The organism is Streptomyces sp. SID13666 (assembly GCF_010548325.1).
Taxonomy (GTDB): domain Bacteria; phylum Actinomycetota; class Actinomycetes; order Streptomycetales; family Streptomycetaceae; genus Actinacidiphila; species Actinacidiphila fildesensis.
The window spans coordinates 173,892-197,418 of the sequence record NZ_JAAGLX010000006.1 but is presented as its reverse complement, the minus strand read 5'-3'; the positions used below and the strand labels follow the sequence as shown (position 1 = coordinate 197,418).

Annotated in this window: 22 protein-coding genes; 14 read left to right on the top strand and 8 right to left on the bottom strand. The window is 70.9% G+C overall.

Annotated features, from left to right (window positions below):
* The first annotated feature begins 5 nt into the window (after window positions 1-5).
* Complete coding sequence (locus G3I60_RS12555) at window positions 6-794, top strand: AIM24 family protein (RefSeq protein ID WP_138357156.1); 789 nt, start codon at window positions 6-8, stop codon at window positions 792-794.
* A gap of 55 nt (window positions 795-849) precedes the next feature.
* Entirely contained in the window at window positions 850-1,326 is a 477-nt protein-coding gene (locus tag G3I60_RS12550; RefSeq protein ID WP_138357145.1) for a MarR family winged helix-turn-helix transcriptional regulator, read from the top strand.
* Window positions 1,327-1,500: 174 nt separating this feature from the next.
* On the opposite strand, the gene meaB is transcribed toward G3I60_RS12550, so the two are convergent.
* Together meaB and G3I60_RS12540 are read right to left on the bottom strand one after the other, a co-directional pair.
* Complete coding sequence (meaB, locus tag G3I60_RS12545) at window positions 1,501-2,457, bottom strand: methylmalonyl Co-A mutase-associated GTPase MeaB (RefSeq protein WP_138357146.1); 957 nt, start codon at window positions 2,455-2,457, stop codon at window positions 1,501-1,503.
* Between the two features lie 20 nt (window positions 2,458-2,477).
* Window positions 2,478-3,653, bottom strand: a complete 1,176-nt coding sequence (locus G3I60_RS12540) for an acetyl-CoA C-acetyltransferase (protein ID WP_164293415.1) — start codon at window positions 3,651-3,653, stop codon at window positions 2,478-2,480.
* A gap of 163 nt (window positions 3,654-3,816) precedes the next feature.
* Here G3I60_RS12540 and mce point away from each other — a divergent pair, with 163 nt between their 5' ends.
* From mce to G3I60_RS12505, 7 genes are all read left to right on the top strand, one after another.
* On the top strand, window positions 3,817-4,245 hold the full coding sequence (gene mce, locus G3I60_RS12535; RefSeq protein ID WP_138357147.1) for a methylmalonyl-CoA epimerase: 429 nt from the start codon (window positions 3,817-3,819) through the stop codon (window positions 4,243-4,245).
* Window positions 4,246-4,477: 232 nt separating this feature from the next.
* Entirely contained in the window at window positions 4,478-7,972 is a 3,495-nt protein-coding gene (scy, locus tag G3I60_RS12530) for a polarized growth protein Scy (RefSeq protein ID WP_239069778.1), read from the top strand.
* A 103-nt stretch (window positions 7,973-8,075) separates the two neighbouring features.
* A complete protein-coding gene (locus G3I60_RS12525) occupies window positions 8,076-9,014 on the top strand; it encodes a cellulose-binding protein (RefSeq protein WP_164607126.1) in 939 nt (312 codons plus the stop codon).
* 123 nt (window positions 9,015-9,137) lie between these two features.
* The gene (locus tag G3I60_RS12520; protein ID WP_164293382.1) at window positions 9,138-10,157 is read left to right on the top strand and encodes an ABC transporter ATP-binding protein; all 1,020 of its coding nucleotides are present in this window, start codon (window positions 9,138-9,140) and stop codon (window positions 10,155-10,157) included.
* A 2-nt stretch (window positions 10,158-10,159) separates the two neighbouring features.
* Window positions 10,160-10,933 carry an ABC transporter permease gene (locus G3I60_RS12515; protein ID WP_164293381.1) on the top strand — a complete coding sequence of 258 codons (774 nt, stop codon included), beginning with the start codon at window positions 10,160-10,162 and terminating at the stop codon, window positions 10,931-10,933.
* Window positions 10,934-11,043: 110 nt separating this feature from the next.
* The gene (locus G3I60_RS12510; RefSeq protein ID WP_164293380.1) at window positions 11,044-12,336 is read left to right on the top strand and encodes an ABC transporter ATP-binding protein; all 1,293 of its coding nucleotides are present in this window, start codon (window positions 11,044-11,046) and stop codon (window positions 12,334-12,336) included.
* Window positions 12,333-13,226, top strand: a complete 894-nt coding sequence (locus tag G3I60_RS12505) for an ABC transporter permease subunit (protein WP_138357357.1) — start codon at window positions 12,333-12,335, stop codon at window positions 13,224-13,226. The genes G3I60_RS12510 and G3I60_RS12505 overlap by 4 nt, the downstream gene beginning before the upstream one ends.
* An 11-nt stretch (window positions 13,227-13,237) precedes the next feature.
* Here G3I60_RS12505 and G3I60_RS12500 read toward each other — a convergent pair whose 3' ends face one another.
* Window positions 13,238-13,564 (bottom strand): ATP/GTP-binding protein, encoded by a 327-nt coding sequence (locus G3I60_RS12500; RefSeq protein ID WP_138357356.1) that lies wholly within the window; start codon window positions 13,562-13,564, stop codon window positions 13,238-13,240.
* Between the two features lie 195 nt (window positions 13,565-13,759).
* Here G3I60_RS12500 and G3I60_RS12495 point away from each other — a divergent pair, with 195 nt between their 5' ends.
* Window positions 13,760-14,788 (top strand): LLM class flavin-dependent oxidoreductase, encoded by a 1,029-nt coding sequence (locus G3I60_RS12495; RefSeq protein ID WP_164293379.1) that lies wholly within the window; start codon window positions 13,760-13,762, stop codon window positions 14,786-14,788.
* A gap of 39 nt (window positions 14,789-14,827) precedes the next feature.
* Here G3I60_RS12495 and G3I60_RS12490 read toward each other — a convergent pair whose 3' ends face one another.
* Window positions 14,828-15,220 (bottom strand): SCO5389 family protein, encoded by a 393-nt coding sequence (locus G3I60_RS12490; protein ID WP_138357354.1) that lies wholly within the window; start codon window positions 15,218-15,220, stop codon window positions 14,828-14,830.
* Between the two features lie 224 nt (window positions 15,221-15,444).
* Between G3I60_RS12490 and nucS the strand changes: the two genes are divergently transcribed.
* Entirely contained in the window at window positions 15,445-16,107 is a 663-nt protein-coding gene (nucS, locus tag G3I60_RS12485; protein ID WP_198357678.1) for an endonuclease NucS, read from the top strand.
* Window positions 16,108-16,200: 93 nt separating this feature from the next.
* Here nucS and G3I60_RS12480 read toward each other — a convergent pair whose 3' ends face one another.
* From G3I60_RS12480 to G3I60_RS12465, 4 genes are all read right to left on the bottom strand, one after another.
* Window positions 16,201-18,837: an ATP-binding protein gene (locus G3I60_RS12480; protein WP_164293377.1), complete on the bottom strand. Its 2,637-nt coding sequence runs from the start codon at window positions 18,835-18,837 to the stop codon at window positions 16,201-16,203.
* Between the two features lie 171 nt (window positions 18,838-19,008).
* Entirely contained in the window at window positions 19,009-19,308 is a 300-nt protein-coding gene (locus G3I60_RS12475) for an STAS domain-containing protein (RefSeq protein ID WP_138355950.1), read from the bottom strand.
* 130 nt (window positions 19,309-19,438) lie between these two features.
* Complete coding sequence (locus G3I60_RS12470) at window positions 19,439-20,287, bottom strand: 3-hydroxyacyl-CoA dehydrogenase family protein (RefSeq protein WP_164293376.1); 849 nt, start codon at window positions 20,285-20,287, stop codon at window positions 19,439-19,441.
* A gap of 80 nt (window positions 20,288-20,367) precedes the next feature.
* The gene (locus G3I60_RS12465; RefSeq protein ID WP_164293375.1) at window positions 20,368-21,042 is read right to left on the bottom strand and encodes a TetR/AcrR family transcriptional regulator; all 675 of its coding nucleotides are present in this window, start codon (window positions 21,040-21,042) and stop codon (window positions 20,368-20,370) included.
* A 79-nt stretch (window positions 21,043-21,121) separates the two neighbouring features.
* Here G3I60_RS12465 and G3I60_RS12460 point away from each other — a divergent pair, with 79 nt between their 5' ends.
* From G3I60_RS12460 to G3I60_RS12450, 3 genes are read left to right on the top strand one after another with little or no spacing between them, the layout of a single operon-like run.
* A complete protein-coding gene (locus G3I60_RS12460) occupies window positions 21,122-21,907 on the top strand; it encodes an ABC transporter ATP-binding protein (protein WP_164293374.1) in 786 nt (261 codons plus the stop codon).
* A gap of 14 nt (window positions 21,908-21,921) precedes the next feature.
* Window positions 21,922-22,731, top strand: a complete 810-nt coding sequence (locus G3I60_RS12455; protein WP_164293373.1) for an ABC transporter permease — start codon at window positions 21,922-21,924, stop codon at window positions 22,729-22,731.
* Between the two features lie 14 nt (window positions 22,732-22,745).
* Window positions 22,746-23,318, top strand: a complete 573-nt coding sequence (locus G3I60_RS12450; RefSeq protein ID WP_164293372.1) for a cob(I)yrinic acid a,c-diamide adenosyltransferase — start codon at window positions 22,746-22,748, stop codon at window positions 23,316-23,318.
* The last annotated feature ends 209 nt before the right edge of the window (window positions 23,319-23,527 follow it).

Below are 23,527 nucleotides of genomic sequence, written 5' to 3'. Positions count from 1 at the left end.
CCGCGATGGCCGGTGGGCCCGTCATTCATGATCCGCACACGCTGCCGGTGGACGACAACGTCAACCCGTACGCGTTCAGCGTCGAGCTCAAGGGGCAGTGGTTCCTGCAGAAGGGGAAGATGATCGCCTATTACGGGCAGATCGACTTCCACGGCATCGGCCACGGCCGGCTCGACCGGCTGGTCGCCACCAACTTCCACTCGCCGCTGCACGCCGCGGACTGGGTGGTCGCCGAGGGCCAGGGCAAGCTGCTGCTCGCGGACCGCGCGTACGACGTCAACTCGTTCGACCTGGAGAACGGCAACCTGACCATCCGGTCGGGCAACCTGCTGGCCTTCCAGCCGGGCCTGGCGCTCAAGCAGTCGATCATCCCCGGCTTCCTCACCCTGATCGGGACCGGCAAGTTCGTCGCCGCCTCGAACGGGGCCGTGCACTTCGTGGAGCCGCCGATCCGGGTGGACCCGCAGGCGCTGGTCGGCTGGGCGGACTGCCCCTCCCCCTGCCACCACTACGACCACGGCTACATGCGCGGCGTCCTGGGCGGCCTGCGGGCGCTGACCGGGATCGGCGGGACGTCGGGCGAGGAGCACCAGTTCGAGTTCGTCGGGGCCGGTCAGGTGCTGCTGCAGTCCACCGAGGTCCTGATGCCGGAGACGGCGACCGGCGGCGTGCCGGCCTCCGCCGGGCCCGGCGTGCCGGGCGCGGGCGTGCCGGGGGCGCCGGGCGGCCAGCAGGGACAGGTGCCGCGGCTGCCCGGTCAGCTGGGCGATCTGCAGCGGCGCTTCGGGCTGTGACCGGTTGACTACGGGGGCCGTTCGTACGGTTTTCAACTACATGTAGAATCTTCACATGGAGACTGAGAACGGCACCAAGTGGCTCACCGAGGACGAGCAGCGCGCCTGGCGCACACATCTCGACGTCAGCCGACTGCTGATGCACCAGCTGGAGCGTGACCTGCAGCCGTTCGGCCTCACCAACAACGACTACGAGATCCTGGTCAACCTCTCGGAGTCCGACGACCGGCGCATGCGGATGAGCGATCTCGCACGCGTCACTCTCCAGTCCAAGAGCCGGCTCTCCCACCAGGTCACCCGGATGGAGAGCACCGGCCTGGTCCGCCGGGAGAACTGCGAGTCCGACCGGCGCGGGCTGTACGCCGTGCTCACGGAGCTCGGCTGGGACACGATGCGGAAGGTCGCGCCGCATCACGTGGCGTCGGTCCGGGAGAACTTCATCGGACTGCTGCCGGCGGCGGACCTGGCGGCGCTGCACAAGGCGCTGCTGCCGATCGCGGAGCACTTGCGTTCGGCGCGCGGCCGCAGTTGATTTCCTGCCCGAGGCGGGCTGGGTTTGCGGGCGGGGCCGGGCTCTCCGGCGGAGGGTTCCGAAATCGTATGTTTACGGGCCTGGCGGCCCACAAATACACGGCAGCATTTCGGAACCCTCCGCCTGCGATCCCGGCCCCTCGCGTCACTGCCCCGCTGAGGTGGCGGCGGGAGCCTACGCCTGCGTGACGCTCTCGATCAGTTCGTCCGCCGCGGTGTAGGGATCCAGGTGGCCCGTGATGATCCGTTCCGCCAGGGCGTCGAGCCGCTGGTCGCCGTGCAGGTCGCCGATTCGCTCGCGCAGGGCGGTGACGGCGATGTTCTCCACCTCGTTGGCGGCACGGCGCCGGCGGCGGGCGTCCAGGACACCGTGCTCTTCCATCCAGGCGCGGTGCTTCTCCAGGGCCTCGACGACCTCGTCGATGCCCTCGCTGCGGGCCGCGACGGTCTTGACGATCGGCGGCCGCCAGTCCCCCGGGCCGCGTGACTCGCCCAGCCCGAGCATGTGGTTCAGCTCACGCGCGGTGGAGTCGGCGCCGTCCCGGTCGGCCTTGTTGACCACGTAGACGTCGCCGATCTCCAGGATCCCGGCCTTCGCGGCCTGGATCCCGTCGCCCATGCCCGGCGCCAGCAGCACCACGCAGGTGTCCGCCTGGGCGGCGATCTCCACCTCGGACTGCCCGACACCTACCGTCTCGACGAGGATCACCTCGCAGCCGGCCGCGTCGAGCACCCGGATCGCCTGCGGCGCCGACCAGGCGAGGCCCCCGAGGTGGCCCCGGGTCGCCATCGAGCGGATGTAGACGCCGGGGTCGGAGGCGTGCTCCGACATCCGCACCCGGTCACCGAGCAGCGCGCCGCCGGAGAACGGCGAGGACGGGTCCACCGCCAGCACCCCGACCCGCTTGCCGCGCTTGCGGTACGCGGTGACCAGCGCGGATGTCGAGGTGGACTTGCCCACGCCCGGCGAGCCCGTCAGGCCGACCACGTACGCGCCGCCGGACAGCGGCGCGAGCGCGGCCATCACCTCCCGGAGCTGCGGGGACGCCCCCTCCACCAGCGAGATCAGCCGGGCCACGGCCCGCGGCCTGCCCTCCCGCGCCTGCTCGACCAGCGTGGCGACGTCCACCATCAGTGCTCCGTCTCTCGTTACTACTTGCCGGGGACGCGGATGATCAGGGCGTCGCCCTGGCCGCCTCCGCCGCAGAGCGCGGCGGCACCCGTTCCGCCGCCGCGCCGCTTGAGCTCCAGCGCGAGGTGCAGGACGACTCGCGCCCCGGACATCCCGATCGGGTGACCCAGGGCGATCGCACCGCCGTTGACGTTCACCTTTTCAGGTGTCACGCCGAGGTCCTTCATCGACTGCACGGCGACCGCGGCGAACGCCTCGTTGATCTCGATCAGGTCCAGATCCTGCACGGTCAGACCGTCCTTGGCCAGCGCGTGCGCGATGGCGTTGGAGGGCTGGGACTGCAGCGAGTTGTCCGGGCCCGCGACGTTGCCGTGCGCGCCGATCTCGGCGATCCACTCCAGGCCCAGCTCCTCGGCCTTCGCCTTGCTCATGACGACCACCGCGGCGGCGCCGTCGGAGATCTGTGAGGAGGTGCCGGCGGTGATCGTGCCGTCCTTGGCGAAGGCGGGGCGGAGCTTGGCGAGCGATTCCGTGGTGGTCTCGGCGCGGATGCCCTCGTCCTGGCTGAAGATCACCGGCTCGCCCTTGCGCTGCGGGATCTCGACGGGGGTGATCTCGGCCTCGAACAGGCCGTTCTTCTGCGCGGCGGCGGCGCGCTGGTGGGACTTGGCCGCGATCTCGTCCTGGGCCGCACGCCCGATGCCGAGGCGGGTGTTGTGCTTCTCGGTCGACTCCCCCATCGGAATGTTCTCGAAGGCGTCGGTGAGGCCGTCGTACGCCATCGCGTCGAGCATCTCGATCGCGCCGTACTTGTAGCCCTCACGGGACTTCGGCAGCAGGTGCGGGGCGTTGGTCATCGACTCCTGGCCGCCGGCGACGACGATGTCGAACTCGCCGGCGCGGATCAGCTGGTCGGCGAGGGCGATCGCGTCGAGGCCGGACAGGCAGACCTTGTTGATCGTCAGGGCCGGGACGTTCATCGGGATGCCGCCCTTGACGGCGGCCTGGCGGGCCGGGATCTGGCCGGCGCCGGCCTGCAGCACCTGGCCCATGATGACGTACTGCACCTGGTCGCCGCCGATCCCCGCGCGGTCCAGCGCCGCCTTGATCGCGACGCCCCCGAGGTCGGCACCGCTAAAGGATCGCAAGGATCCGAGCAGCCTTCCCATGGGAGTTCTGGCACCTGCGACGATCACGGACGTACGTGGCTGGCTCATGGTGCGGCCCCTTCAGCAGAGGAAGAGAGAAGTTAACGAGGGTTACCGTCAATGTACTGAGCGGTAAGCGCGCGGTCATCGGGCGGAACGTGTGATCGCGCGCACGTTGCGTTACCGGGTCAGGTAGCGGTGCACTGTTCCCATGCTGACTCGCATCGACCACATCGGTATCGCGTGCTTCGATCTCGACGCCACCGTCGAGTTCTACCGCGCCACGTACGGCTTCGAGGTCCACCACTCCGAGGTGAACGAGGAGCAGGGCGTACGGGAGGCCATGCTCAAGATCAACGAGACCTCCGACGGCGGCGCCTCCTACCTCCAGCTCCTGGAACCGACCCGCGAGGACTCCGCGGTCGGCAAATGGCTGGCAAAGAACGGCGAGGGCGTGCACCACATCGCCTTCGGCACCGCGGACGTGGACGGCGACGCCGCGGACATCGCGGGGAAGGGCGTCCGAGTGCTCTACGAAGAGCCGCGAATCGGCTCCATGGGGTCACGGATCACGTTCCTGCACCCCAAGGACTGCCATGGTGTCCTCACCGAGCTGGTCACCGCCGCCAAGGACCACTGACCCCAGCCCCCCTTGGGCCGGTAGAGTGGCCCAGCCGACGGGTGGGCGTGGGGTACCGGCCCGCTCCACGGCGTGGATCAGACACACTTCTCCGTAGGGCTCTGTGCGAACAGGGCTCCGGAGAGTCTCACCCGGTTGGCGGGTGAGAACGCCAGGGGACGGATGGGACCGCGGAGTGCGGGGCAACGACCGCTACGAGGCCGACGATCACCTCTCGCTGTTCGAAGCTGAGATGGAGCGGCTTCGCACCGAGCGGGGTAAGGCCGTCGAGCACGCCGACGACCTGGGCTACCAGGTCGAGGTTCTGCGCGCCAAACTTCACGAGGCACGCCGCAATCTCGCCGCCCGCCCGGCCTACGACAACATCGGCCACCAGGCCGACCAGCTGCTGCGCAACGCCCAGATCCAGGCGGACCAGCTGCGCACCGACGCGGAGCGCGAGCTGCGCGAGGCGCGCGCCGCCACCCAGCGCCTGTTGCAGGAACAGGCCGAGCGGCAGTCCCGCTTCGAGGCCGAATGGCATGCCGAGGCCGTCGCCCGGCGCCGTCAGCTCGACGAGGAGCTGGGCGAGCGCCGGGCCACCGTCGAGACCCACGTCAACGAGAACGTGGCCTGGGCCGAGCAGCTGCGGGCCCGCAGCGAGTCCCAGGCCCGCCGGCTGCTGGACGAGACCCGCGCCGAGTCCGAGGCGGCGCTCGCCGCCGCCCGCGCCGAGGCGACCCGGATCGCCGAGCAGACCCGCGAGCGGCTCACCGCAGAGGCGGAGTCCGCGAAGTCCGAGGCCGAGCAGCTGCTGCGGCGGGCCAGGACCGATGCGGAACGGCTGCTGAACGCGGCCTCCAACCAGGCGCAGGAAGCCAGCAGCCAGGCCGAGCAGCTGCGCACCTCCACCCTCAGCGAGTCCGACGCGGCCCGCCAGGAGGCCACCGAGCTCACCCGGCTCGCCCAGGAGCGGATGCGCGAGGCGGACGATTCGCTGCGCGAGGCCCGCGCCGAGGCCGACCGGCTGCGCGAGGAGGCCAACACGGCCGCCTCGAAGCGGCTGTCCACCGCCGAGGCCGAGAACGAGCAGCGCACCCGTACCGCCCGCGCCGAGATCGCCCGCATGGTGACGGAGGCGACCAAGGAGTCGGAGGCCGCCAAGGCCGAGGCCGAGCAGGTCCGGGCCGACGCGGTCGCCGAGGCCGAGCGGGTCAGGGCCGAGGCCCAGGAGACGGCGCGGTCCGCCGCGTCCGAGGACGCCGCGGCGCAGCTGGCCCAGGCGGCCAGGAGCGCCGAGGAGGTGCTGACGAAGGCGTCCCAGGACGCCCGGTCCACCACCCGGGCGGCCGCCGAGGAGGCCGAGCGCATCCGCGGCGAGGCCGAGGCGGAGGCCGAGCGGCTGCGCGGCCAGGCCGAGGCGTCCGCTCAGGAGCTGCGCGGCGCCGCGCAGGACGACACCGAGGAGTACCGGGCCAAGACCGTCGAGCTGCAGGAGGAGGCGCGCAGGCTGCGCGGCGAGGCCGAGCAGCTGCGGGCCGACGCGGTCGCCGAGGGCGAGCGGATCCGCGGTGAGGCCCGCCGTGAGGCCGTCCAGCAGATCGAGGAGGCCGCCAGGACCGCCGAGGGCCTGCTGGCCAAGGCGAAGGCGGACGGCGACGAGATGCGCCAGGGCGCGTCCGCCGAGTCCGACCGGATGCGGGCCGAGTCCACCGAGCGTGCCTCCGCGCTGAACAAGAAGGCCGAGGAGGCCCTGGAGCGGGCCCGCGCCGAGGCCGACGTGCTGCGCGGCGAGGCCGAGCAGCAGGCCGGCCAGGTCAAGGACGACGCCGAGGCCGACGCGCTGCGGCAGCGCGGCGAGGCCGAGCAGACCGCGCTGCGGCTGCGTGCCGACGCCGAGGCGGACCTGGTGCGGCTGCTCAAGGAGGCCGAGCAGCGCGTCACCACCGCCGAGCAGGCGCTGCGCGACGCCCGCGGCGAGGCCGAACGGCTGCGCCGCGAGGCCGCCGACGAGGCGGAACGGCTGCGGAACGAGACAGCGGAGCGGGTCCGGGTCCTGCAGGAGCAGGCCGAGGCCGAAACGGTACGGCTGCGTGACGAGGCCGCGGCCGACGCCTCGCAGACCCGCGCCGAGGCCGAGACGATCGCGGTGCGGCTGCGTACCGACGCCGCGACCGAGGCCGAACAGCTGCGCACCGAGGCGCAGGAGACCGCGGACCGGCTGCGCGCGGAGGCCGCCGCGGCCGCCGAGCGGACCGGCACCGAGGCCGCCGAGGCACTGGCCGCCGCCCAGGAGGAGGCGGCCCGCCGCCGCCGCGAGGCCGAGGAACTGCTCGCGGCCGCGCGCGGCGAGGCCGATCAGGAGCGGGCCCAGGCCCGCCGCGAGAGCGAGGAGCTGCTCGCGTCGGCCCGAACCCGGGTCCAGGAGGCCGGGGTCGAGGCCGACCGGCTGGTCGCCGAGGCCGAATCGCGTGCCACCGAACTGGTCGCCGCCGCCGAGCAGACCGCTCAGCAGGTCCGTGACGCCGTCGCGCATCTGCACGAGCAGGCCGCCGAGGAGATCGCCGGACTGCGCTCCGCCGCCGAGCACGCCGCCGACCGGCTGCGTACCGAGGCCCAGGGCGAGGCCGACCGGCTGCACGCGGACGCCAACTCCGAACGGGAGCGGGCCGCCGAGGACGCCGCGCGGGTCCGCCGCGACGCCAAGGAGGAGACGGACGCCGCCAAGTCGCTGGCGGAACGCACCGTTTCCGAGGCGATCGACGAGTCCGAGCGGCTGCGCACGGAGTCCCGTGACGACGCCAACCGCCGCCGTACCGAGGCTGCCGGCCAGGCCGACCAGCTGATCACGAAGGCCCGCGAGGAGGCCGAACGTCTCGGCATCCTGGCCAAGGACGCCCTGGACACCGCCGAGCGCGAGTCGGAGGCGACCCGCGCGGAGGCCGACCGGATCCGCGACGAGGCCCGCGAGGACGCCAACCGCCGCCGCAGCGAGGCCGCCGAGCAGGCGGACGAGCTGATCGCCAAGGCGCAGGCCGAGGCGCTTCGGATCGGCGCCGCCGCCGAGGAGCAGTCCGACACGATGGTCGGTGCCGCCCGCACCGAGGCCGAACGGATCTTCGCCGAGGCGACGCTGGAGTGCAACGGACTGGTCGAGCGGGCCCGTACGGACGCGGACACCCTGCTCGGCGAGGCGCGCCGGGACGCCACGTCGATAAGAGAACGCACCGAGGAACTGCGCAACCGCGTCGAGACCGAGGTCGAGGAGCTGCACGAGCGGGCCCGCAAGGAGTCCTCCGAGCAGATGCGGACAGCCGGCGAGCGGGTCGACAAGCTGGTCGCGGCCGCCACCGAGCAGCTCACCGAGGCCGAGGCGAAGGCCGAGGAGCTCAAGTCCATGGCCTCGTCCGAGGCGAGCAAGGTACGGATCGCCGCCGTGAAGAAGGCCGAGGGGCTGCTCAAGGAGGCCGAGCAGAAGAAGGCCGACGCGGAGCGGGATGCCGAGCGGATCAAGGGGGAGGCCCGTGCCGAGGCGGAGCGTACGGTCACCGAGGGGAAGCGCGAGTTGGAGATCCTGGTGCGCCGCCGACAGGACATCAATGCCGAGATCTCCCGTGTCCAGGACGTCCTGGAGGCGTTGGAGTCATTCGAGACCCCTGGAGCCGGGAAGAACGCGGTGACCGCCGGTGCGGGGGCCGGAACCACCCGTTCGGGGGGCAAGCGCAACGACGATGCTCCACTCGATTGAGCGGACATTCTCCATACCTAATAGGCAATGGCTCGGTGACACGCCGTCCGGGCCCCTAGGATTCCCTCTATCACCTCACCCGGTCTGAATTGACAGGAACCCCATGAGTGACACCTCCTCCCCCTTCGGCTTCGAACTCGTTCGGCGCGGATATGACCGCGGTCAGGTGGACGACCGCATCACCAAGCTCGTCGCCGACCGTGATAGCGCACTGACCCGGATCACCGCGCTGGAGAAGCGCATCGAGGAGCTACACCTCGAGACCCAGAACGCGCAGGCGCAGGTCAACGACGCGGAGCCGTCGTACGCCGGCCTCGGCGCCCGCGTCGAGAAGATCCTCCGCCTCGCCGAGGAGGAGGCGAAGGACCTTCGTGAGGAGGCCCGCCGCGCGGCCGAGCAGCACCGCGAGCTCGCGGAGTCCGCCGCCAACCAGGTGCGCAACGACGCCGAGACCTTCGCCGCGGACCGCAAGTCCAAGGCCGAGGACGAGGGCGCCCGGATCGTCGACAAGGCGAAGTCCGACTCCACGCAGCTGCGTGGCGAGGCCCAGAAGGACGCCCAGGCCAAGCGCGAGGAGGCCGACGCCCTCTTCGAGGAGACCCGTGCCAAGGCCGCCCAGGCCGCAGCCGACTTCGAGACGAACCTGGCCAAGCGCCGCGAGCAGTCCGAGCGTGACCTGGCGTCGCGTCAGGCCAAGGCCGAGAAGCGCCTGGCGGAGATCGAGCACCGCGCCGAGCAGCTCCGCCTCGAGGCCGAGAAGCTCCGTACCGACGCCGAGCGCCGCGCCCGCCAGACGGTGGAGACGGCCCAGCGCCAGTCCGAGGACATCGTCGCGGACGCGAACGCGAAGGCCGACCGGATCCGCAGCGAGTCCGAGCGCGAGCTGGCGGCGCTGACCAACCGCCGCGACAGCATCAACGCCCAGCTGACCAACGTCCGCGAGATGCTGGCCACCCTCACCGGTGCGGCGGTGGCCGCGGCCACCGCCCCGGCCGACGAGGAGCCGATCTCCCGCGGCGTCCCGGCACAGCAGAGCAGGTAACACCACAAAGCGGGCACACCCCTCCCGCTGATCCCCCATCACCAGAAGCCCCCTTCCTCCTCGGATGGGGGTTTTTGGCGTGCCGGACGCCTAACCGCATATTTCGGACATTACGTTGGATGAATGATTGAACTGCAGGGGCTCACCAAGCGGTACGGGGACAAGACCGCTGTCGACCACCTCACGTTCACCGTGCGCCCCGGCGTGGTGACCGGCTTCCTCGGGCCGAACGGCGCGGGCAAGTCCACGACCATGCGCATGATGCTGGACCTGGACAACCCGACCGCGGGTGATGTGCGCATCGACGGAAAGCACTACCGGGACCTGAACGAGCCGTTCAAGTACATCGGCGCCCTCCTGGACGCGAAGGCCATCCACGGCGGCCGCACCGCGTACAACCACCTGCTGTGCCTCGCGCAGTCCAACCGCATTCCGGCCACCCGGGTCGCCGAGGTGCTGGAGACCGTGGGCCTGTCCTCGGTCGCCCAGAAGCGGTCCAAGGGCTTCTCCCTGGGGATGGGCCAGCGGCTCGGCATCGCGGGCGCCCTGCTCGGTGACCCCGAGATCCTGATGTTCGACGAGCCGGTCAACGGGCTCGACCCCGAGGGCATCCACTGGATCCGCAATCTGATGAAGGATCTGGCCGCCCAGGGGCGTACGGTCTTCGTCTCCAGCCACCTGATGAGCGAGATGGCGCTGACCGCCGAGCACCTGGTCGTCATCGGCCAGGGCCGGCTGCTCGCGGACACCTCGATGGCCGACTTCATCGCGATGAACTCCCGCTCGTACGTCCGGGTCAGGACCCCTGATCCGGAACGGCTGCGGGACGCGCTGGCCGCCGCGCAGATCACCCCGGTGGTCACCGGCGACGGCTCCTTCGAGATCGAGGGCGGCGATCCCGCGCGGATCGGCGAGCTGGCCGCGAAGCACCAGCTGACCCTGCACGAGCTGAGCCCGCAGCGGGCCTCACTGGAGGAAGCGTTCATGCAGCTCACCGCCGACTCGGTGGAATACCACGCGGGCGGGCACCTCGCCGGCGACCCGGCCGGTGCGGTACCCGTCTCGGACGGCGCCGCCCCGCAGTGGGGCGCCGGCTGGTCCGGCGGCAAGGACAGCACCCCCAGCACCGGAAAGGAGTCCTGACCATGGCGGCTCCCGGCGCGGTCCTGCAGTCGGAATGGACCAAGATCAGGACGGTACGGTCCACGGTGTGGACGCTGGCGCTGGCGTTCCTCGTCACCGTCGCCTTCAGCGCGATCATCTGCGCAGTGGTGAACAGCCAGTTCAAGACCTTCTCCGCAGAGGAGAAACTCACTTTCGACCCCACCGGCACCAGCTTCGCCGGGATTCTGCTCGGCCAGCTCGCACTGGTCGTCTTCGGTGTCCTGGTGATCGCGAGCGAGTACAGCTCGGGCATGATCCGTACCTCGCTCGCGGCGGTCCCGCAGCGTGCCTCGTTCTACTTCTCCAAGGTCGCCGTCGCCGGAGCGCTCGCCCTGGTGGTCGGCATGGCCACCAGTTTCATCTCGTTCTTCCTCGGCCAGTCGCTGCTCGGCAGCCACAAAGCGTCGATCGGCGACCCCGGCGTCCTGCGCGCGGTGATCGGCACCGGCCTCTACATGACGCTCCTCGTGCTGTTCTGCGTGGGCGTCGCCACGATGCTGCGCAGCCCGATGCTCGGGCTGGGCATCCTGATGCCGTTCTTCTTCCTCGTCTCGCCGATCCTGTCGGCGGTGCCGAAGGTGAAGACGGTGGCGAAGTACTTCCCCGACCAGGCAGGCCGCCAGATCACCACCGTGGTGCAGGTGGGCGACAACGCCGCGCCGTACGGCCCCTGGGCCGGATTCGCGATCATGGCGGCATGGGTGGTGGCCGCGCTGCTCGGCGGATATCTGATTCTCAAGAAGCGCGACGCGTGAGCGGTACCGGCAGGGGTACCGGAAGTACACCCCTGCTGGAACCGTTCAGGCCCCTGTAGCCTCCTAAACCTCACGGGGGCACGTGCCCCCGTTGAAGGCGAGGGGCAAGCATGATCGAGGCAACGGGCCTCACCAAGCGCTATGGCGCCAAGACGGCTGTGTACAACCTGTCGTTCCAGGTCCGATCGGGCGCCGTGACCGGCTTCCTCGGACCGAACGGTTCGGGCAAGTCCACCACCATGCGGATGATCCTGGGCCTGGACGACCCGTCGGCCGGCCGTGTCACCATCGGCGGCCAGCCGTACCGGCAGCTGACCAACGCCCCCCGCAGGGTCGGTGCGCTCCTCGACGCCAAGGCCGTGCACGGCGGCCGCAGCGCGCGCCAGCACCTGCTGTGCCTGGCGCAGCTGTCCGGCATCCCGGCCCGCCGGGTGGACGAAGTGCTGGGCGTCGTGGGGCTGCAGGACGTCGCGTCGCGCCGCTCCAAGGGCTTCTCGCTCGGCATGGGCCAGCGGCTCGGCATAGCGGGCGCCCTGCTCGGCGACCCCGAGGTGCTGCTCTTCGACGAACCGGTCAACGGCCTGGACCCCGAGGGCATCCTCTGGGTCCGCAACCTCATGCGGAAGCTCGCCGCCGAGGGCCGCACGGTCTTCGTGTCGAGCCACCTGATGAGCGAGATGGCGCTGACCGCCGACCACCTGATCGTGATCGGCCGCGGGCAGCTGCTCGCCGACATGAGCGTCAAGGACTTCATCGCCCGCAACTCGACCGCGCACGCCACGGTCCGCACCCCTGACGACGCCGGGATGCGCGAGAAGCTGTCGAAGGCACTCAGCGAGGCCGGCGGCCTCGTGCAGCCCGAGCAGGACGGCGCCCTGCGCGTCACCGGCCTGGAGCTGCCGCGGATCAGCGACCTCGCGCACGAGATCGACGTACGCCTCTGGGAACTGTCGCCGCACCAGGCCTCGCTGGAAGAGGCGTACATGCGGATGACCAGCGGCGCGGTGGACTACCGCTCCACGGAGGACCTGCGCCAGGGGCTGCAGCAGCCCGCCCCGCACCCGCAGCAGGGGTACCAGCAGGCCGGTTACCCGCCGCAGGGCCAGTACCCGCAGGGCGGCTACCCGCCGGCCGGTTACCAGCAGCAGGCGCCCGCCGGCTGGGGTCATCCGCCCACGCAGCAGGCCCAGCAGCAGCTCTACACCCAGCCGCCGGCGCAGCCCGCCCAGCCCTACGCGCAGCCGTACGCGGCGACCACCGCCGTGCCCGCGCAGCCGCCGGTCGCGCCTGCCGCCCCGGCCGCGCCGGCTCCCCCGGCCGCTCCCGCCGCTCCCGCCGCGCCCCCCGTGGTTCCGCCCACCGCTCCCAGCCTCAACAAGTCCGACAGCGAGGACGCCCGATGACCGCCCCCGTCCCCGCCCCCGGCGCTCCCTACGCGTACGCCCAGCAGTACACGTCGCCGATCCCGGTGCAGAACACCACGCTCGCGCACGCGCTGAAGTCCGAGTGGACGAAGATCCGCACGGTGCGCTCCACGGTGTGGACGCTCAGCGTGATGCTCGCCGTCGTCATCGGCATCGGCATGCTGGTGACCCTGGCGATGACCCACAGCGACTACGTCGGGGCGCCGCTGCTCAGCGGCGGCCTGTTCGGGCTGATGCTCGGCCAGCTCGCGGTGATCACCCTCGGCGTCCTGGTGGTGACCTCCGAGTACAGCACCGGCATGATCCGTACGACGTTCACCGCCTGCCCGAGCCGGTCCCGGGTGCTCACGGCCAAGGCGATCGTCTTCTTCGGCCTGTCGTTCGTGACGACGACCGCGGCCTGCGGGATCACCGCGCTCATCAACTCCGCGGCCCTGTCGGACCAGAAGGTCCCGTCCTCCGCCTACGAGGACTCGGTGATGCGGGATTCGATCGAGGCCGGCAAGGTCGTCGCCCACGGCGGCCAGTGGCTGGGCGCCACCGTCGGCGCCGGTCTGTTCGTGGCGCTGCTCGGTCTGCTCTCGCTGGCGATCGGCACCCTGCTGCGGCACTCGGCGGGCGCGATCACGGCCATGATGGGCGTGGTGCTGCTGCCGCTGATCCTCGCGCTCTTCATGTTCGCCGAGAGCATGCACTCGCTGCGCGACTTCCTGATCAAGTACTCGGCGCTCAACGGGCTCGCGTCCATGTACCGGATCCCGATGGACGGCGGCACCAGTACCGGCTGGCCCGGCCTCGGGCTGCTGGCGATCATCACGGCGATCGCCCTGGGCGGCGCCTACGCGGTACTGGCCAAGCGGGACGTCTGACAGCGCTTTTTTCAGTAGCGCGGTGCGTTACGGGACCGCTGCACCCTCGTGGTGCGGCGGTCTTTCGCGTTCCAGCACGCCCGGTGCCAGTGCCGGCGGTCGTCGACACCCCCGCCGTACTCCGGCCAGGCCACCAAGTGGCCGACGGCGGGCGGAATCTCCTGGTCGCACCCCGGGCACCGGTAGCTCTTGCCCGCGGCACTTCCGGCGATCGGCCGAACCGACCACTCCTCGCCCTGCCAGGTCTCGGTACGCTCGGGGCCGCGGCCCGAACCCGACTCCCCGGGACGGTCGGCGGGGCTGTCACCACCGCGCGGGTGGTTTCGACGCGGCGACATGGGACACCTCGCGGTTCGGTCGGATCGGGGCAGCTCGTTCCAGAGTACGCGGCGGGTCATGAGGCGGACGTACCTCCGATCCCGCTCCCACCCGGCCCTGTCCGACATCCACTGCCGAAAATCATGAAATCGCTGCGGTAGGCCGTGCCTTTGGCACGTGTCAAGCGTTAGTGCCTGTAGAGGAGGGAGTGACCAATGCGTGTTGGGACTTTTGTTCTCGCGGCGCAGTTCCCCGGCCAGGGCCAGGGTGAGGTGCTGCACCGGGCCGTACGGTCGGCCGAGCTGGCCGAGTCCGCGGGGCTGGACGCCGTATGGCTGGCCGAGCACCATTTCGTTCCGTACGGAGTCTGCCCGTCCGCGGTGACGCTCGCTGCGTTTCTGCTGGGTCGCACCAGCACCATCGGGGTCGGCACGGCGGTCAGCGTGTTGCCGACCGCCCATCCGGTGGCGCTCGGCGAGCAGGCGGCACTGCTGCACATAGCCTCCGGCGGCCGTTTCACCCTCGGTGTCGGGCGCGGCGGCCCCTGGGTGGACCTGGAGGTCTTCGGCGCCGGCATCGAGGCCTTCGAGCACGGCTTCCCGGAATCACTCGACCTGCTGATGCGCTGGCTGCGCGAGCCCCGGGTCGGGGCGGACGGGCCGCGCTACGCGTTCCGCGAGGTGCCCGTCGTCCCGCGCCCCGACGAGCTCGACGAGCCGGGACCCCCGGTGGTGGTCGCCTGCACCTCCCCCAACTCCGTCCGGCTGGCCGCGGAACGCGGTCTGCCGATGCTGCTCGGGATGCACTGCGGCGACGAGGAGAAGGCCGGGATGGTCGAGCTCTGGCAGCTCACGGCGCGGGCCGCGGGGCTCTCCCCCGAGGTCGTCGCGGCGGCCGGCGCCGAACATGTGTCGGCGGGCGTCGTCCAGATCGCCGACAGCCGTGAGGACGCGGTCGAGGCGCTGGTCAAAGCGATGCCCGGCTGGCTGCAACACGGGCTGGCGGCCCATCAGACCGTGGACGGCAGCGCCCGCGCGATGCGGAACCCGCTCAGCTACACGGAGTTGCTCTGCGATCTCCACCCGGTGGGTACGGCCCAGCTCTGCGCCGACCGGCTGGCGGCCACCTCCGAGCGGACCGGGATCACCCGCTTCGCACTGCTGGTGGAGGGTTCGGGAGATCTGGCTGTCACCGAGGAGAATGTCATGCGACTGGGCAGCGACGTGCTCCCGCAATTGGCCTGAACCGGAGGCGGGAGCACGTGAACCGCTGTCACACGAGGATCAGCAGTCCCTGAACTCCGGTGACTGGTTGAGCAGTTGGGAGCGAACGGACGTAAACTTCCCGTAACTCCCGTCAACGGCCGGGTCGAGCGGGAAAACCGCTACCCGGTGGCAGTTCTGGAACGCGAGTCGGACCCCGAAATGGCGCTGCAGGGCACCGCGTATCGCGTCACTCGCCAGCGCGCGCAGCAGTTGACCGCGCGCCTGTTCGTCCGGCGGCGGCACCTGGTTGTCGGCGAAGGAACCACCGTCAACCTTGAGTTGCGCCACCAGTGAACTGATCATCTCCCATGCGTACGGCAGGGAGGTCCGGACGCAGTCGACGAATTCCTTCTCGTCGACCTCGCCTCGCTCGGCCTGTTCGAGGAGGGCCGGTGAGACGTCGAGCGACATGGGTACTCCTCTCGTGACCCCGCGATGTGCGGGGCCAGACGGACATGGACCGGAAACCGGCCGAGCTTCTCCCGCACGACGGCTTCCACATACAACGGTAGGCGGCACGGTCCTGGCGCACCAGGAGGTAGCGCCCACAACCGGCCAATTTTCAACAGTCGCCCGGACCCTCCTCTTGAGGGCGAATCGCGCACGGGGCGGGGCGTCGAGTAGCGTTGCCCACCATGCGCCTCGTCATTGCCCGCTGCTCCGTGGACTACGCGGGCAAGCTCTCCGCCCACCTTCCGTCGGCGACCCGTCTGCTCCTCGTGAAGGCTGACGGTTCGGTCTCCATCCACGCCGATGACCGCGCCTACAAGCCGCTCAACTGGATGTCCCCGCCGTGCACCCTCAAGGTGGGCGACGACGGTGTCTGGACGGTGGTGAACAAGGCCGGTGAGCAGCTGATCATCACCATCGAGGAGGTCCTCCACGACTCCTCGCACGAGCTCGGGATCGACCCCGGCCTCATCAAGGACGGCGTCGAGGCCCACCTCCAGGAGCTGCTCGCGGACCGCATGGAAGTACTGGGTGCGGGCTGGACCCTGATCCGGCGCGAGTACATGACGGCGATCGGCCCGGTCGACATCCTCTGCCGGGACGCCGAAGGCGTCACGGTCGCGGTCGAGCTCAAGCGGCGCGGTGACATCGACGGCGTCGAGCAGCTCACCCGCTACCTCGAACTCCTGAACCGCGACCCGCACCTCGCCCCGGTGAAGGGCGTCTTCGCCGCCCAGGAAATCAAGCCCCAGGCCCGCGTCCTGGCCACCGACCGCGGCATCGGCTGCGTCGTCCTGGACTACGACGCGATGCGCGGCATCGAGGACGACAAACTCCGCCTGTTCTGATCGCAGGCCGTTCCGCTCACGAGCGGATCACGCTAGGCGCGCTGGGCCCCGACCCGGGCGAACGTCCGGGGGCCGGGGCCTTCGCGTTACGTCCTAGCCGCCAGTGCCGGTGGAGGTGCCGCCGGTGGGGTCACCGGTCGTACCCGTGGTGGTCCCGGTCGACGTGCCGCCGGTGGGATCACCCGTCGTACCCGTGGTGGTCCCGGTCGACGTGCCGCCGGTGGGATCACCGGTCGTACCTGTGGTGGTCCCGGTCGACGTTCCGGTCGAGGTGCCGGTGCTCGTTCCCGTGCTGGTCCCGGTCGACGTTCCGGTCGAGGTGCCGGTGCTCGTTCCCGTGCTGGTCCCGGTCGACGTTCCGGTCGAAGTGCCGGACGAGGTGCCGCCGGTCGCACCTGTCGACGTGCCTCCCCCTGCGGCCCCGCCGGCAGCGCCGGAGGTACCGCCCGTCCCGCTGGAGGACGATCCGCTGGTGCCGCCCGACCCCGGGGTGCTCGGCTTGCCCGTACCCGGCTTGCCCGACGTAGCGGGCGCTCCGCCCGGGGTCGTCGGGGCCGTGCCCGTGGTCGGGGTGCCCGGTTTCGTCGACGTGGTGCCGTCGGAGGTCTGCTGGTCGGCGGGGAGGCCCGCGTTCTGGTCGTCCGGTTGGGCGGACTCGACGGGCTTCACGTTGTTCGGCACGTTGCGGTTCTCGCTGCTGCCCGCCGAGGTGCCGAGCGTGACGACCGTGCCGATGATCGCCGCCAGTGCGGCGCCCGCGCCCGCGGCGAGGAGGTTGCGGCGGGAGTTTCCGAAGACGGTCCGTGCGGTCCTGCGGGCCGGCGGGCCGCCCGCGGCGAGCCGCTTGCTGATGACCGTGACGGGCGGTTCGTAGGAATCGCGGCCGGGCGCGGCGGACGCCGCGAGGTGCGAGTCCGGGCCGGCGCCGGGTATCTCCAGGCCGGCGCCCGGCAGCGTGAGCGCCACGGAGCCGCTGGAACGGTCGTTGACGAGCGCGAGGGTCCTGCGGCCCACCAGGGTGCCCTGGCGGTCGGCGAGCGCCCCGCGCAGGGCTATGGAGGCCTCCAGCTCGGCCCGGGCCCGGTCGAGGCTGCCGGTGCAGAGTGCGAGGACGCCCAACTCGTGATGGAAGTACGCCTCTTCGGCCACTTCCCCGGCCAGCCGGGCCGATTCCTGCCCGATCCGCAGTGCCCGCTCCCAGGCGCTCCAGTGCAGCGCGCCGGCGAACGCGGGGGCCGCGGTGCGGGCGAGGAGGACGGCGTTGCTGGGGTGTCCGGCGTCGCGGCAGGCGGCCATCGCGGCGAGGATCGCCTCGGCCTCGGTGGCGGCCCGCTCCGGGGCGACCGAGGGGTGGCCCGCCCACCAGGCGTAGTGCTGGGCCGCGGCGAGGGCGAGGGCGGTGTCCTCCGCCTCCGTGGAGAGTCCTACGGACAGCTGCTGACGCACCCCGGCGGCGAGCCGGTAGTGCGAGGCGACGGGGACGGCGAGGCCGCAGGCGGCTATCTCGCCGAGCGCGGCGTCACCGTGGGTGTCGCCCACGAGCGCGGGCAGGTGCGAAGGGTGCGGGCATTCGCCGTCGAGCGCGACGGCGAAGTCCAGCGCCTGCTGGGCCGCCTCGCTCAGCCGGGACGCGAGCAGTTCGGCGGGCGCGGCGCTCTCGGCGAGCGACGGCAGCGGTATACGACCGGCGGGCTCGGCGTCGAACGGGCCGTCGGCCTCGGGCCCTGAGCCCGAGGTCCAGACCGAGTCGTCCCACTCCTGCTCGGCCTCGATCGGGTTGCGCAGGACGTCGCGCTGCCGCAGCAGCGCACCGGCCTGGAAGAAACGCAGCGGCAGACCCTCGGACTCGAACCACAGGTCTGCCGCCCAGGCGGCCTCCTCCTCGTCGAGCGGGCGCTCCACGACGTGCTCCAGCAGAGCCAGGCACGCGACGCGGGTGAGGCCGGGCAGGAAGACCTCTTCGATCAGCGAGTCGGACGCGGGGGCGGCGACGTCCGGGGTCGCGGTGATCAGGAAGGCGCACTCCGGCACGGCGTTCAGCAGCTCTTCGAGCGCGGCGCCGCCGAATTCCAGGTCGTCCAGGACGACGATCGCGCCGACGTCGCTCAGCAGCTCCAGGAGCCGCGGGCGGTCGGGGCGGTACCCGTCGACCTCGTAGACGAGGGAGAAGAGGTCCTGCAGCAGGTCGGCGGAGGTGCGGCGGTAGCCGGACAGCCGCAGTATCCCGTCGGGCGCGAGGTCGGCGCAGGCGTCGGCGACGACGTCCAGCAGCGAACTGCGGCCGGCGCCGGAGGGGCCGGTGACCCGCACGGAGCGGCCGCGGGCGAGCAACCGGACGAGCCGCTCCCGTTCCTCTTCGCGCTCCAGCAGCGGCAGCTCGGGCGCACGCGGGCCCGGGGGCAGCTGCGGGCGGCGGTCCTTCGCCTGCCGCAGCCGGTCCTGCGGGGTGCGGCGCACGGGAGCGCGCCGCTCCTCCGGCGGGCACTGCGCGACTTCGCTGCCGTCCACCGGGTTGACGGTGAGCAGGAAGTCGCCGGCGACCACCTGGACGACCCGGGCGGGACCGGGGCGACCCGGGTCCCCTTCGGGCCACAGGGTCTCCCCGCCGAAGACGGGGGCAGGCTCGCGCGGCGGGCGCGGTATGCGCGCCAGCGCCATGGTCTCGTCGGCGGCACCCGTCTCGGGCTCTGGTACCGCGAGATCGTCTGGTCGACCGGAGTGTGGGTCCATTGTTTCCGCCCCCCATATGCGTCGCGTACGGGGTCGTGTCGGACCACCGTAGTCCGCTTAGCCGGACCGGTCCGGTTCCCCTCCTCGACCCACCGAGTGGCAGGCCGGAAACCGAACTCTAAAGCCCCGGACAGTATTGCCGAAGGGCAGGGGAGTTGCGCTCCCCTTACATCACCTTTCAGCCTCGATCGCCAGGATTCGGTGCAGTCGTGTGGCTACGAGCAGCCGCTGCATCTGTGGCGGAACGCCCCGCAGTACGAGCCGTCGGTTGACCCGGCCCGCCCTTCGGTGCGCTCCCATGATCACGCCCAGCCCCGCGGCGTCCCACGAATCCAATGCTGTCAGGTCCAGCACAAGATCGCCGCAACCGGAGTCCACGGCGGTGTGCAGGACGGTACGGGCGTCCGCCGCGCTGCGGACGTCGAGACGGCCTCCGACGACCAGCTCGGCATGGTCGCCCTGGATATGCATAAATCGCTCCCGTTGGAGTGATGGTGTGATGGGTTCCGCGATGGCTCACCACAACTGACGGTTCGTCGCATATAAACGTTGCCGTCTGTGAGCGAACCGATACCGAATTCACTCCTGGGAGTGAAAAGGGTTAGTACGTGTAGAAGCCCTGTCCGCTCTTCCGGCCCAGATCGCCGGCGTCGACCATGCGGCGCATGATCTCCGGTGCGGCGAACTTCTCGTCCTGCGACTCGGCGTAGATGTTGCCGGTGGCGTGCAGCAGGATGTCGACGCCGGTCATGTCCGCGGTGGTCAGCGGACCCATCGCGTGGCCGAAGCCGAGCTTGCAGGCGATGTCGATGTCCTCGGCCGACGCGACCCCGGACTCGTAGAGCTTGGCCGCCTCGACGACGAGCGCCGAGATCAGCCGGGTGGTGACGAAGCCCGCCACATCGCGGTTGACGACGATGCAGGTCTTGCCGATCTCCTCGGCGAAGGCCTTGGCGGCGGCCAGCGTCTCGTCACTGGTCTTGTAGCCGCGCACGAGTTCGCACAGCTGCATCAGCGGTACCGGCGAGAAGAAATGGGTGCCGACGACGCGCTCCGGGCGCTCCGTGACCGCCGCGATCTTGGTGATCGGGATGGCGGAGGTGTTGGAGGCGAGGATGGCGTCCTGCCGGGCGATCTTGTCGAGCGCCCGGAAGATCTCCTGCTTGACCTCGATCTTCTCGAACACCGCCTCGACGACGATGTCGGCGTCGGCGACGGCTTCCAGCTCGGTGGTGGCGGTGATCCGGGCGAGCGCCGCCTCGGCGTCCTCGGCGGTCATCTTCCCCTTGGCGACGAACTTCCCGTACGAGGCCTGGATACCGCCCAGACCGCGGGCGAGCGCCTCGTCCGTGACGTCACGCAGCACCACGTCGTAACCGGCTGCCGCCGATACCTGGGCGATGCCGGAGCCCATGAGACCGGCTCCGATGACGGCGAGCTTCTTCGCCACGACACACACCTTTACGTTCGGGGATTCTGGCCGGACCTTAACGCCCGCTCACACCCCGGCGCAGTAGGAAGAGAGGCGGGTCACTCTGTGTCTTTCGTCGCATAGTTGAGGATCTCGTCGCTCAGCAGGGCTTCCATGGCGTCCAGTTTGACCAGAACCGCCCGCGAGACCTCGTTGGGCTCGCCGCCGTCGGCCATCGCGCGGCCGATGCCGCGCATCACCGTGTTCTGCAGCCAGGCGATCTGACCGGCTACCAGTTCGGGCATCAGATCGCCCCGGTCCGCGCCGGTTTCCCGCTCCAGGGTGCGGGTCAGGTCGTCCTGCGCGAGGTTCTGCATCCGCCAGACCTTGGCCATCAGCGTGGGCGAGGAGTGGCAGATCCGCATGAAGCCGGCGTAACCGGGGATCAGGCCGAGCGAGGGCGAGACCATGACCAGCTCGTCGCGCAGCGCGCGGACGACGGCTCCGGCCGCGGACTCGCCGGGCCGCCGGCCGCGCACGATGCCGGAGAGCCGCTCCACGACCGCGTCGTGCCGGTCGAAGAACAGGTCCGCCTTGTCGGGGAAGTAGTTGTAGACGGTGTTGACCGACACATCGGCCGCGTCGGCGATCTCGGCGATCGTCACCTCGTCGAACCCGCGCTTGAGGAAGAGCCCGGTGGCCACGTCGGAGATGTACTGCCGGGTCTGTCGCTTCTTGCGCTCCCGCAGCCCCTCGGCCCGCTGCTCGCCGCCCTGCGCTGTCCCGTCGTCCATGACCGCAGTCTAGCTTTGGTGGTGTCATAGCAATTTTGGAGCCGTTGCAATTTTTCCATCACTCTGATTTTCTGGGGCCATGCCGACCCCGATCATCAGGACCGCCGGGCTCGCCCGGACCTTCCAGACCAAGCGCGGACCCGTCGAGGCCGTCCGCGGCATCGATCTCACCGTCGAACGCGGCGAGATCATCGGCTTCCTCGGGCCCAACGGCGCGGGCAAGACCACCACCCTGCGGATGCTCACCACGCTCCTCGCCCCCACCGGCGGCAGCGCCACGGTCGCCGGCCGCGATCTCGCCCGCGACCCCTCGGGGGTGCGTGAGCGGATCGGCTACGTCGCCCAGGCCGGCGGCGTCGACCCGGCGATCTCGGTCCGCGAGGAGCTCGTCACCCAGGGCCGGATGTACCGGCTGGCCAAGGACGAGGCCACCGCCCGCGCCACGGAGCTCGCCGGCCAACTCGGCCTCGACGGGCTGCTCGACCGCAAGTGCGCCGCCCTGTCCGGCGGTCAGCGCCGCCGGCTGGACATCGCCATGGGACTCACCCACCGGCCGCAGATCCTCTTCCTCGACGAGCCGACCACCGGACTCGACCCGGGCAGCCGGGCCGACCTGTGGGACCTGGTGCGCACCATCCGCGCCGAGCACGGCACGACGGTCTTCCTCACCACCCACTACCTCGACGAGGCGGACGCGCTCGCCGACCGGCTGGTGGTCGTCGACCACGGACGGATCGTCGCCGAGGGCACCCCGCGGGCCCTCAAGGCCGAGTACGCCGGCTCGCCCGGCGCGACGCTGCAGGACGCGTTCCTCGCCATCACCGGGCGCAGCGCGCCCCAGGACACCACGCCCGTCGCCGTCTGATCCGGAGCCCCGCCATGTCGTCCACCACCGTCACCGCCCCCGCCCCCACGACCAGCCCCACCGCCCGGCTCTCCCATCTGCTGTCCGACACCGCGCTGATCTTCAACCGCTATCTCCGGCAGACCGTGCGCTCCCGTCTCGGGCTGGTCTTCGGTCTGCTCATGCCGCTGCTCTATCTGTTCTTCTTCGGGCCCCTGCTGCGGGACCTGCCGCTCGGCGGCAAGGGCGACGCCTGGCAGACCCTCGTACCCGGCCTGATGATCCAACTCGGCCTGTTCAGCGCCGCGTTCTGCGGATTCGCCATCCTGATCGAGAAGCAGAACGGGATCGTCGAGCGGATGCGGGTCACACCGGTCAGCCGGCTCGCGCTGCTGCTGGGGCGCACTCTGAAGGACGTGCTCCTGCTGTTCGTCCAGTCGCTGGTCCTGGTGCTGGCCGCGGTGGCGCTGGGGCTGCGCACCCCGGTCCTGGGCGCGGTCGTCGGCTTCCTGTTCACCGGGCTGCTGACGATCTCGCTGGCCTCGCTGTCGTACGCCTTCGCGATGCGCGTCAACACCCCGCAGGAGTTCGCCCCGGTCATCAACGCCGTCAACATGCCCGCGATGCTGCTCTCCGGCCTGCTGCTCCCGATGTCGCTGGCTCCCCAGTGGCTGAACGTCGTCTCGCACTTCGTGCCGTTCCGCTATCTCGTGGACGCCGTCAGGGCCGCCTTCGTCGGCGACTACTGGACGGGCACGGTCGGCGTGGGCGCGCTGGTCGCCATCGCGTTCGCGGTGGTGTCCGTGACGGTGGGCACACGGGTCTTCACCAGAGCCGGTGCGTGACTACGCTCGGCCGTATGGTCAATCTGACGCGCATCTACACCCGCACCGGGGACACCGGCACGACCGCCCTCGGTGACATGAGCCGCACCGCCAAGACCGATGTACGGATCTCGGCCTACGCGGACACCAACGAGGCGAACGCCGCCATCGGGGTGGCCATCGCGCTGGGCTCACTGCCGGCGGAGGTCTCCACGGTCCTCACCCGAGTGCAGAACGATCTCTTCGATGTCGGTGCGGACCTCGCCACGCCGGTGGCCGAGGACCCGAAGTACCCGCCGCTGCGCGTCGAGCAGTCGTACATCGACAAGCTGGAGGGCGACTGCGACCGCTTCCTGGAGGAGCTGGAGAAGCTCCGCAGCTTCATCCTGCCCGGCGGGACGGCGGGGGCGGCCCTGCTGCACGCCGCCTGCACGGTGGTCCGGCGCGCGGAGCGCTCGACGTGGGTGGCGCTGGAGCAGTACGGCGAGATCATGAACCCGCTCACCGCGACGTACCTCAACCGGCTGTCGGACCTGCTGTTCATCCTGGCGCGGACGGCCAACAAGGAGCACGGCGACGTGCTGTGGGTGCCAGGCGGCGAGCGGTGACCTCCGTGGGAGGCGGCGGCGATGAGGCAGCCCCGACCAAGCTCCTGCAACCTACGGGCACACGGTGCCCAGCGCCGCGGAAGAGCCCCGACTGCGCGACCGCATGACCTCGCGCCACCTCGCCGCCTACGAGAGGGACCACGGTCCGTTCACGGACCGGGAGCGGGAAACGGCGGCCGGCATCCGGTCACGGGCGGAGAGTGCCGAAG

Excerpts from the sequence above, each read along its gene's own strand:
- G3I60_RS12450 (WP_164293372.1), top strand. The coding sequence starts at position 22,746 with ATGGTCAATCTGACGCGCATCTACACCCGCACCGGGGACACCGGCACG.
- G3I60_RS12490 (WP_138357354.1), bottom strand. The coding sequence starts at position 15,220 with ATGTCGCTCGACGTCTCACCGGCCCTCCTCGAACAGGCCGAGCGAGGC.
- G3I60_RS12455 (WP_164293373.1), top strand. The coding sequence starts at position 21,922 with ATGTCGTCCACCACCGTCACCGCCCCCGCCCCCACGACCAGCCCCACC.
- mce (WP_138357147.1), top strand. The coding sequence starts at position 3,817 with ATGCTGACTCGCATCGACCACATCGGTATCGCGTGCTTCGATCTCGAC.
- scy (WP_239069778.1), top strand. The coding sequence starts at position 4,478 with ATGGAGCGGCTTCGCACCGAGCGGGGTAAGGCCGTCGAGCACGCCGAC.
- G3I60_RS12520 (WP_164293382.1), top strand. The coding sequence starts at position 9,138 with ATGATTGAACTGCAGGGGCTCACCAAGCGGTACGGGGACAAGACCGCT.
- G3I60_RS12550 (WP_138357145.1), top strand. The coding sequence starts at position 850 with ATGGAGACTGAGAACGGCACCAAGTGGCTCACCGAGGACGAGCAGCGC.
- G3I60_RS12475 (WP_138355950.1), bottom strand. The coding sequence starts at position 19,308 with ATGCATATCCAGGGCGACCATGCCGAGCTGGTCGTCGGAGGCCGTCTC.
- meaB (WP_138357146.1), bottom strand. The coding sequence starts at position 2,457 with ATGGTGGACGTCGCCACGCTGGTCGAGCAGGCGCGGGAGGGCAGGCCG.
- G3I60_RS12515 (WP_164293381.1), top strand. The coding sequence starts at position 10,160 with ATGGCGGCTCCCGGCGCGGTCCTGCAGTCGGAATGGACCAAGATCAGG.
- G3I60_RS12555 (WP_138357156.1), top strand. The coding sequence starts at position 6 with ATGGCCGGTGGGCCCGTCATTCATGATCCGCACACGCTGCCGGTGGAC.
- G3I60_RS12505 (WP_138357357.1), top strand. The coding sequence starts at position 12,333 with ATGACCGCCCCCGTCCCCGCCCCCGGCGCTCCCTACGCGTACGCCCAG.
- G3I60_RS12465 (WP_164293375.1), bottom strand. The coding sequence starts at position 21,042 with ATGGACGACGGGACAGCGCAGGGCGGCGAGCAGCGGGCCGAGGGGCTG.
- G3I60_RS12525 (WP_164607126.1), top strand. The coding sequence starts at position 8,076 with ATGAGTGACACCTCCTCCCCCTTCGGCTTCGAACTCGTTCGGCGCGGA.
- G3I60_RS12480 (WP_164293377.1), bottom strand. The coding sequence starts at position 18,837 with ATGGACCCACACTCCGGTCGACCAGACGATCTCGCGGTACCAGAGCCC.
- G3I60_RS12495 (WP_164293379.1), top strand. The coding sequence starts at position 13,760 with ATGCGTGTTGGGACTTTTGTTCTCGCGGCGCAGTTCCCCGGCCAGGGC.
- nucS (WP_198357678.1), top strand. The coding sequence starts at position 15,445 with ATGCGCCTCGTCATTGCCCGCTGCTCCGTGGACTACGCGGGCAAGCTC.
- G3I60_RS12460 (WP_164293374.1), top strand. The coding sequence starts at position 21,122 with ATGCCGACCCCGATCATCAGGACCGCCGGGCTCGCCCGGACCTTCCAG.
- G3I60_RS12500 (WP_138357356.1), bottom strand. The coding sequence starts at position 13,564 with ATGTCGCCGCGTCGAAACCACCCGCGCGGTGGTGACAGCCCCGCCGAC.
- G3I60_RS12510 (WP_164293380.1), top strand. The coding sequence starts at position 11,044 with ATGATCGAGGCAACGGGCCTCACCAAGCGCTATGGCGCCAAGACGGCT.